The sequence below is a fragment of the Ruminococcus sp. 5_1_39BFAA genome (assembly GCF_964240875.1).
GTDB lineage: Bacteria > Bacillota > Clostridia > Lachnospirales > Lachnospiraceae > Blautia_A.
Window position 1 is genome coordinate 1 of the sequence record NZ_CAXSVO010000083.1, and the last position, 1,737, is coordinate 1,737.

Below are 1,737 nucleotides of genomic sequence, written 5' to 3' on the forward strand. Positions count from 1 at the left end.
GTAAGCGCAAAATAATTCGACGGATTGTGTTGCCCTAAAAATCATTCCATAATAATCATTAGAAAATGCAAGCATTTCACTTCATCTTCTCTTGCTAGAAATGATAGATGCGAGCATTTTACTCTATCCGATTTATGGAGGTGTGCTCATGAGAAGCAAAAGAATACCTGCCGAAAAACAATACCGTCTCATCATGGAATGCCGTCAAAGTGGATTGACAGATCATCAATGGTGTGTGGAACACGACATCAAACCGGGAACTTTTTACAACTGGGTAAAAAGGCTGCGTCAGAAAGGTTGTGTGGATTTGCCAGCGTCAACCGGACGCAGCTATCGTGCACCGGAAAGCCAGGAAGTTGTCAGAGTGGATTTTCATGATACTGACCCGCTCCCATATGAACAGCCATTAAATGTGATTCCGGTATCTACGGAAAGAAATAACCTTTCCGTAGCAGAGCCAATGAAGCTGTCTGTAGGAAGTTTTCATCTAACAATACCAAATGGAACAGATCCTCAGCTTCTGGCTCAAACGCTTCGCATTGTGAAGGAGTTGGAATGTTAGGGGATATCACAGCCGCCGATGAAATCTATATCGTAACAGGCAGAACGGATATGCGGAAATCCATTGACGGGCTGTGTGCTATTGTAGAGGATCAACTCCATATGGATCCAAGGCGAAGCGCCCTGTATCTTTTCTGTGGAAAACGTTGTGACAGGATCAAAGCTTTGCTCTGGGAATCTGACGGATTTGTGCTGCTGTATAAACGTATGGAAGTCCAGGGCAGATTCCGCTGGCCCAGAAATCAGTTGGAAGTAAAGCAACTGACCTGGCAGCAATTCGACTGGCTCATGTCCGGTCTTGAAATCGAACAACCAAAAGCATTCAAACCTACGCAATGATCGTGTAAAACCTCTATGCCAGCCAACAAAAACGGAGAGCTTTCCACACCCTGTATCATGTCTGCAATCCCTTGTAAATACTGGGTTTTCTGCTTCTTTTTCATTGCTTTTTATGGTATAATAAGAGCAGTAAAAAAGGAGCAGAAGACATATGGCTGGTAATTCAAAAGATTCAAAAATCCTTGCGTACAAGGACATGATCAACCAACTGAATACAACGATTTCCGTACAGACAGAACTGATCCAGTCTTTACAAAAAACATTGGAAGCAGACCGTCTGGAAAAAGAAAATCTTCGTCAGCAGATTGAATATCTCACGAAGAAGCTTTTTGGTACTTCCAGTGAAAAACGGAAAGATATCGATGGTCAGCTGAATCTTTTTGATGAAGCCGAGCAGGAAGCAGATCCGACATGGAAACAGGAACTTCCTGATGACATCACTGTTCCGGAACATAAGAGAAAAGCACGACGGACACATGCGGATCTCTTTAAAAATGTTCCTTCCTGCGACGAGATCATTTCTCTTCCGGAGGAGGAGCGAAACTGTCCAACCTGCGGAACGCAGATGGAATGTATTGGGAAAGAATTCGTCCGCCATGAATTCCGGTTTACCCCTGCCAAAGGGAAAGTAGTAAATATCTATCGTGAAACCTATAAATGCCCGGAATGTGCCATATCAGAGGAACACCCGGATGATCAGACATTTGTCAAAGCGCCTGTTCAGGAACCATTGATCCCAGAAAGTTATGCATCGGAATCTGTTGTAGGATGGGCAATGCACCAGAAGTACCAGAATGGTCTGCCATTAAACCGGCAGGAATCGGAATGGAAGCAGCT

General features: G+C 44.1%; 2 protein-coding genes and 1 pseudogene. All 3 read left to right on the plus strand.

The window, feature by feature from the left end:
* The first annotated feature begins 148 nt into the window (after positions 1-148).
* Positions 149-562 (plus strand): transposase, encoded by a 414-nt coding sequence (locus ACESZH_RS23830; protein ID WP_373219576.1) that lies wholly within the window; start codon positions 149-151, stop codon positions 560-562.
* Positions 556-900 carry an IS66 family insertion sequence element accessory protein TnpB gene (gene tnpB / locus ACESZH_RS23835; RefSeq protein WP_009247339.1) on the plus strand — a complete coding sequence of 115 codons (345 nt, stop codon included), beginning with the start codon at positions 556-558 and terminating at the stop codon, positions 898-900. The genes ACESZH_RS23830 and tnpB overlap by 7 nt, the downstream gene beginning before the upstream one ends.
* Before the next feature lie 151 nt (positions 901-1,051).
* A pseudogene (locus ACESZH_RS23840) lies at positions 1,052-1,737 on the plus strand (IS66-like element ISRgn2 family transposase); the annotation flags it as partial.

Excerpts from the sequence above, each read along its gene's own strand:
- ACESZH_RS23830 (WP_373219576.1), top strand. The coding sequence starts at position 149 with ATGAGAAGCAAAAGAATACCTGCCGAAAAACAATACCGTCTCATCATG.
- tnpB (WP_009247339.1), top strand. The coding sequence starts at position 556 with ATGTTAGGGGATATCACAGCCGCCGATGAAATCTATATCGTAACAGGC.